The following is a 6,697-nucleotide window of genomic DNA, read 5'->3' as shown; positions in this document are numbered from 1 at the left end:
CCTTGTCGATCTGATCGTAGGCCTGTACCTCCACGTTGGGGTTGGCCGCCGCCGCCACGAAGGTAATCGCCGCCGTCAGGGTGGTCTTTCCGTGGTCTACGTGTCCGATGGTCCCCACGTTTACGTGAGGTTTGGTGCGCTCAAATACGCCTTTCGCCATATCTGGTTATCTCCTTATGATCTCAGTAGTTGGGTTTACAGGGTTACCGGCCTTCGACCTCACTGACCCTTAATCAGCTTCTGAGCAATGTTCTGGGGAACCTGCTCGTAGTGATCGAAGAACATCGAGAACTGGGCCCGGCCCTGGCTCATCGAGCGCATATCGTTGGCATAACCGAACATCTCGGCCAGGGGAACGTAAGCCCGCACCAGTCGAGCATTGCCGCGCTCTTCCATACCCTGGATCTGCCCCCGGCGGCTGTTGAGGTCGCCGATGATCGAGCCCAGGAATTCTTCAGGGGTGATCACCTCGACGCGCATGATGGGCTCGAGGATGGCCGCACCACCCTTCTCGATGGCCTCCTTGATGGCCATGGAGCCAGCAATCTTGAAGGCCATTTCAGAGGAGTCCACCTCGTGGTAGCTACCGTCGTAGAGGGTGACCTTCAAGTCCACAATGGGGAAACCCGTGAGGGGGCCAGACTGCATGGCCTCTTCAATCCCCTTCTGCACGGCCGGGATGTATTCGCGGGGCACCACCCCACCCACGATGGCGTTGATGAACTCAAAGCCCGAGCCACGGCCCAGGGGTTCAGCCTTGATCTTGACGTGACCATACTGGCCACGCCCACCGGACTGGCGTACAAACTTGCCTTCGACATCCACCGGGCGGGTGATGGTCTCACGATAGGCCACCTGGGGCTTGCCCACGTTGGCATCTACTTTGAACTCCCGCTTGAGGCGATCCACGATGATCTCCAGGTGCAGCTCGCCCATGCCAGAGATGATGGTCTGGCCGGTCTCGGGGTCGGTGGAAACCCGGAAGGTGGGGTCTTCCTCGCCCAGGCGCGACAGGGCCACGCCCAGCTTGTCCTGGTCAGCCTTGGTCTTGGGTTCAATGGCCAGGTCAATGACCGGCTCGGGGATCTCGATGGACTCGAGGATAATCGGCTCATCGCCATCGCCTACCAGCGAATCGCCGGTAATGGTCTCTTTGAGACCCACCACCGCACCCAGCTCGCCCGCCTTCAATTCCTCCACCTCTTCACGGTGGTTGGCGTGCATCTGGAGCAAGCGGGCGACCCGCTCCTTCTTGCCCTTGGTGGTGTTCTGCACGTAGGAACCCGACTTGAGGGTACCCGAGTAGACCCGGATGAAGGTCAGGCGGCCCACATAGGGGTCGGCCATGATTTTGAAGGCCAGCGCGGCCAACGGGGCGTTGGGATCGGCGGGACGCTCGACCTCCTCCCCGCTTTCGGTCTTGCCCTTGATGGGGGGAATATCCAGGGGGGAAGGCAGGAAGTCTACGACCCCATCAAGCAGCAACTGCACCCCTTTGTTCTTCAGGGCCGAGCCCAAGAAAACCGGGAAAATCTCGATGGCGATGGTGCCTTTGCGAATAGCCCGGATGAGCTCTTCCTCGGTAGGCTTTTCCCCCTCGAGGAACTTCATCATGATGTTCTCGTCGTAGTCGGCCGCCGCTTCGACGAGCTTCTCGAAGTATTCGGCCGCCTGCGCCTTCATGTCCTCGGGGATTTCGACCTCTTTGATATCGGTGCCGAGGTCGTTGCCATACAGGTAGGCCTTCTGGCGCAGCACATCAATGATGCCTTTGAAGGTATCTTCGCGGCCAATGGGCAGTTGCATCAGCACCGGCTTGGCGCCCAGGCGTTCCTTCATGGTGTTAATCACCAGCCAGATATCGGCCCCGGTCTTGTCCATCTTGTTGGCAAAGGCGATGCGGGGCACCCGGTATTTGTCGGCCTGACGCCAGACGGTTTCAGACTGGGGCTCCACCCCCTGCGAGGCATCGAAGACCGCCACCGCACCATCCAGCACGCGCATGGAGCGCTCCACCTCGATGGTGAAGTCCACGTGGCCGGGGGTATCGATGATGTTGATGCGGTGCTCCACCCCCGTACCGCTGTGTTTCCAGTTGGCGGTAGTGACGGCTGCCGTGATGGTAATACCACGCTCGCGCTCCTGCTCCATCCAGTCCATGGTGGCCGCACCTTCGTGCACCTCACCGATTTTGTGGATGCGACCGGTGTAGTAGAGGATGCGCTCGGTAGTGGTGGTTTTACCCGCGTCGATGTGGGCCGCAATCCCGATGTTGCGGAAAAGTTTTAGGTCAAAACCAGTCTTGACGGACATACTTACCACCGGTAGTGGGCGTAGGCTCGGTTGGCTTCGGCCATACGCTCGACGTCTTCCTTCTTCTTGACCGCCCCACCCTTGCCCTCGGCAGCTTCGAGCAGCTCGGCAGCCAGGCGCTGATGGGCCTCGCGCTCGCCCCGGCTGTTGAAGGCATTAACAATCCAGCGAATTGCCAGGGTTTGCTGGCGGCGAGGCGATACCTCGACCGGAACCTGGTAGTTGGCCCCACCTACCCGGCGGCTGCGCACCTCGACACGGGGCCGCACGTTATCCAGGGCAGCCTTGAAGACCTTGAGGGGCTCCTGGCCACTTTTCTCCTGGATAATTTCGCAGGCATCCTTGAAAATTCGGGCTGCTAGGTTCTTCTTGCCATCCCGCATCATGCGGTTGATGAGCGCCGACACCACCACATCGCCGTAGAGGTGGTCGGGCTCGAGCTGGCGAACTTCAGCTTGTCTTCTCCGCGACATAACTCACCTATTTCTTACCCTTGGCCGCCGCGCCCTTGGCATCGGCCTTGGGCCGCTTGGCCCCGTACTTGGAGCGGCTCTTCTTGCGATCTTTTACGCCCTGGGTGTCGTAGATACCACGCACGATGTGGTAGCGCACCCCCGGCAGATCCTTTACACGGCCCCCGCGGATGAGCACCACCGAGTGCTCCTGCAAATTGTGGCCTTCGCCTGGGATATAAGCGGTGACTTCGTACTGGCTCGAGAGGCGCACCTTGGCCACCTTACGCAGCGCCGAGTTGGGCTTCTTGGGGGTAACGGTACGCACCACGGTGCAAACCCCTTTGCGGAAGGGGCTTCCCTTCAGGGCGGGCACTTTGCTCTTCTTGACCACCGGAGCACGGCCTTTACGGAGGAGTTGGTTGATGGTTGGCAGTGTAATCACATCCTTTCGTTCGACTAAGCTTCTCTCTAAACCGAAAACCCCACACGGAGGTCTGCGTATTTGCGCTGCGCTCGGTGCGGGGTTTCCGTCGAGAAGCGAATCAGGCCGGTGGCCCGAGGTTCGCCCCTGGATTCTCAAGAATCGCTGTGCGCGGCGGATTTCCCGTGAGCGCAACCGATGTGACCTCATGGCCGGGGCTGGCCTGAGGCAACGCAACCCTAGAAGTATATACGGCCGTTACGAGTTAATCAAGGGGCCAGAATCGCAGTGTGGAACTGAACTCGAGGAAGATATTGACTTTGTTCACATAAGGCGCAAGCACCAGGGCCTGCACCTTCCTATTGCAAGCACGTCTCCATCCCGGGCGGCAGAAGCAACAAGGGGATCGGTATTGGCGGCCTTACCTGAGCAACCAGCGCACATCCCGCACCACCCGCTCGGTTTCTGCTGCCTTGCCGTTACCGTACACAAGTCGCAACTGGCCCTTGGGATCCAGGGCAAAAACCGTAGCAGTGTGGTCTACGTTGTACTCGGTAGGCGACTTGATAGCGGATTTCTGGTAGAAAACCCCATACTTTTTGGCCACCTCAGCAATCTGCTCGGGGCTGCCGGTGAGACCCAGAAAGCTTGGGCTAAAGAAGGTGACATAGTCGCGCAGCTTTTCCAGGGTGTCCCGCTCGGGGTCTACCGAGATAAGCAAGACCTGCACCTGTGCTTGCTCGGCAGGGGTCAGGGCTTTATAGACCTTACTGAGCTCGAGCAAGGTAGTCGGACATACATCGGGACAGTTCACAAAACCGAAGAAAATCAAGACCACCTTGCCCTGAAAGTCGGTAAGGCTCTTGCTCGAGCCGTCGTGTGCGGTGAGGGTAAACTGGTTGGCTTCTACCGGACGGATGTTCAGAAGGCGGGTGCCGTAGGGCTGGTAGGTATCGCGCGACAAAAAAAAGGCCGCTATGGCCAGCAACAGGGGCAAGCCTGCGATAAGGGTAATCCAAATTACGCGTCGTGGCATTTTTTCGCTCCTGGCCTTGGGGGCTATGATAACCCTCTCCGGATTAAACCCTAGACAAGCCAACCTTGGGCAAATGTCCCTTGGCTAACAGTTCGCCTTACCAAGGACGCTGGGCGGGGTAGACAAGGCAAGCTACTTTACATTGGTCTCACGCCCTAACGACAAGATGAAGGGGATGGATAGTCGAGCCGTTGCTTTCTCTAAGCCCCAGGTGCGCTGGGCCGGGGCCCTCTTCATGGCGCCTTTCTTCTTGCAATTGCTGGGGCTGGGCAACACCTTGCTGGGGGGTGGGCTGTGTGGTGAGCTGTTTGGTAACGAAACCCCGCTCGGGCTCCAGGGAGCAGGCTTCTGGTATGCAGTCTTGTTCATGCTGCTGCTGGGGTTTCAGCTCATGTACGGGGGTTTCTTGCTGCTGGCAAAATTGCTCGAGATGCCCGGCAGCCTAGAGCCCGGAACCTACAAAGGCGGGCTCTGGCTGGTCGGGCTTGTTACGCTGTTGTTTGTACTGACCCGCACCACCGGTCTTCCCTACCCTAGCCCCCAGGGCTTTGCGCTGGGCGACACCGCACCGGTGGATCCGCTCAGCCTGATTCTGCTTGGGTGCTCCTGGGCCGGCGGCTTCCTGCTCTGGCGTTTGCTAAAGTAATACCGGATTCAAAAAGACAGTTTACAAACCAAAAACCCGTAGGCTGTCTTTTTGAATCCTAGAGCACTCCCCTCCCGAACGGTCGGCGAAGAAAGCGTCTCCCTTCCAACGGGCGGTATCGCCCTCCGCTACGCGGATAACTTCGGTCGGGTTGATTCGTTACCTAAAGGTAACGAATCAACCGAATCTGGTATGAGACCTGATTAATCCTGCCAAACCCGCTAGGCTATAGAACATGGAACGTCTACTGGAAGTGATGCGCCGACTGCGCGCACCCAATGGATGCCCCTGGGACAAAGAGCAAACCCACCAGAGCCTGCGCCCGTACCTGCTCGAGGAGGCCGCCGAGGCTGTGGATGCCATAGGCCGGGGCAACCCCCAGGCAATTGCCGAAGAGCTGGGGGATGTGCTCTTGCAGGTGGCATTTCATTCGGTAATTGCTGAGCAGGAGGGCACTTTTTCTTATCCACAGGTGGAGCAATCCATTGTGGACAAGCTCATCCGGCGCCACCCGCACGTGTTTGGCGATGTCAGGGCCGATACCCCCGAGGCCGTTATGGCCAACTGGAAGGCCATCAAGGCCAGCGAAGGCAAAACCTCTGCGTCGGTTTGCGACCAGGTGCCGCGCAGCCTGGGTGCCCTAGCCCGAGCAACGGAAATTCAGAATAGGCTCGGCACACCCCATCCTGGGAAGGACGACCTTAGAGAAGCCATAGAGCGCGGTGAAATAGCCGAGGTGCTGTGGCTGCTGGTCGCCTGGTGTCGCAAGGAGAAGGTAAATCCAGAGGTTTTGCTGCGCGAGCGCTGCGAGCAAAGCTGCTTGCAAAACGGTCAAACACCACAAAAAGCCCGGTAAAAAGAGGCCATAATGCTTTTTTAGGAAGGTCTTTGGTTTGCTGCGCCAGTAGCGCGCAAGAGCATCCACTCTAGACGCCATGAAAGCAGACGTCCTTAAAGCAGTAGTTGCACGTCCTCCAGAGCAAATGCTTCTACCCGAGGGCTTTGTGGACGCCGCAGTGTTACTTCCGGTGTGGGAGGGGCAGCTTTTATTTACGGTGCGCAGCGCCCATCTGTCCCACCATGCCGCCCAGATTAGCTTCCCCGGAGGCCGCTTTGCCGATGGAGAAACCGCAGAAGAAGCCGCCTTGCGCGAGGCCCAGGAAGAGGTAGGTTTGTACCCTGCGCACGTTGAAATTCTGGGGCACCTGAACCCCACCCTCTCCCCTTTTGGCTACCGGGTGTTTCCCTTGCTGGGCCGGATTACCCAAAAACCCCGCCTGACCCCCAACCCCGAGGAAGTAGACTCCTTGCTCTGGGTGCCTATTGACGAGCTGCTGGCCACCCCCGCCTTTGTCGAGGAACGCACCCCACCTCCAAACAACCGGTTCCCCAAAGGCCTGGGCGGGGAGTTTTCCGAACTGGAAGGAAAACTACGGCGCAAGGTCTGGCACTACCCCTGGCGCGGCTACGACATCTGGGGTGTGACCGGCAATATCGTGCACGATTTTCTGGAGCGTATTCGAGAAGTACGCCTTTAGGTGTCTCCATCACTGAAATACGAGATGAAACACCAAAACGCCCGTAGGGAATTGCGCCAGGTACGCGATTGCCGCATCCGCTGGTTCCGCTAATCTACCCTGGCGCAACTTATACCAGATTCGGTTGATTCGTTACCGCACGGTACCGAATCAACAGGGCCGAAGTTATCCGCGTAGCGGAGGGCGATACCGCCCCTTGGAAGTTATCCGCGTAGCGGAGGGCGATACCGCCCCTTGGAAGTTATCCGCGTAGCGGAGGGCGATACCGCCCCTTGGAAGTTATCCGCG

General features: G+C 58.7%; 8 protein-coding genes. 3 read left to right on the top strand and 5 right to left on the bottom strand.

Features of this window, described 5'->3' with window-relative positions; translation table 11 throughout:
* From Mhypo_RS16930 to Mhypo_RS16910, 5 genes are all read right to left on the bottom strand, one after another.
* A partial coding sequence (locus tag Mhypo_RS16930; protein WP_240637341.1) for a GTP-binding protein occupies positions 1 to 160 on the bottom strand: 160 nt, incomplete at its 3' end.
* Positions 161 to 219: 59 nt separating this feature from the next.
* Complete coding sequence (fusA, locus tag Mhypo_RS16925) at positions 220 to 2,313, bottom strand: elongation factor G (protein ID WP_119342417.1); 2,094 nt, start codon at positions 2,311 to 2,313, stop codon at positions 220 to 222.
* A 2-nt stretch (positions 2,314 to 2,315) separates the two neighbouring features.
* The gene (gene rpsG / locus Mhypo_RS16920) at positions 2,316 to 2,786 is read right to left on the bottom strand and encodes a 30S ribosomal protein S7 (protein ID WP_119342416.1); all 471 of its coding nucleotides are present in this window, start codon (positions 2,784 to 2,786) and stop codon (positions 2,316 to 2,318) included.
* 7 nt (positions 2,787 to 2,793) lie between these two features.
* Positions 2,794 to 3,210: a 30S ribosomal protein S12 gene (gene rpsL, locus Mhypo_RS16915; protein WP_119342415.1), complete on the bottom strand. Its 417-nt coding sequence runs from the start codon at positions 3,208 to 3,210 to the stop codon at positions 2,794 to 2,796.
* A gap of 400 nt (positions 3,211 to 3,610) precedes the next feature.
* Complete coding sequence (locus Mhypo_RS16910; RefSeq protein ID WP_119342414.1) at positions 3,611 to 4,225, bottom strand: SCO family protein; 615 nt, start codon at positions 4,223 to 4,225, stop codon at positions 3,611 to 3,613.
* A gap of 175 nt (positions 4,226 to 4,400) precedes the next feature.
* On the opposite strand from Mhypo_RS16910, the gene Mhypo_RS16905 reads away from it, so the two are divergent.
* From Mhypo_RS16905 to Mhypo_RS16895, 3 genes are all read left to right on the top strand, one after another.
* Positions 4,401 to 4,871 carry a hypothetical protein gene (locus tag Mhypo_RS16905; RefSeq protein ID WP_119342413.1) on the top strand — a complete coding sequence of 157 codons (471 nt, stop codon included), beginning with the start codon at positions 4,401 to 4,403 and terminating at the stop codon, positions 4,869 to 4,871.
* 235 nt (positions 4,872 to 5,106) lie between these two features.
* Entirely contained in the window at positions 5,107 to 5,727 is a 621-nt protein-coding gene (locus Mhypo_RS16900) for a MazG family protein (protein WP_119342412.1), read from the top strand.
* A 79-nt stretch (positions 5,728 to 5,806) separates the two neighbouring features.
* A complete protein-coding gene (locus tag Mhypo_RS16895; protein WP_119342411.1) occupies positions 5,807 to 6,409 on the top strand; it encodes an NUDIX hydrolase in 603 nt (200 codons plus the stop codon).
* The last annotated feature ends 288 nt before the right edge of the window (positions 6,410 to 6,697 follow it).

This window comes from Meiothermus hypogaeus (assembly GCF_003574035.1).
Classification (GTDB): Bacteria; Deinococcota; Deinococci; order Deinococcales; family Thermaceae; genus Meiothermus; species Meiothermus hypogaeus.
Note: the sequence above shows the minus strand (reverse complement) of the source record. Positions and strands in the feature narration are given on the sequence as shown.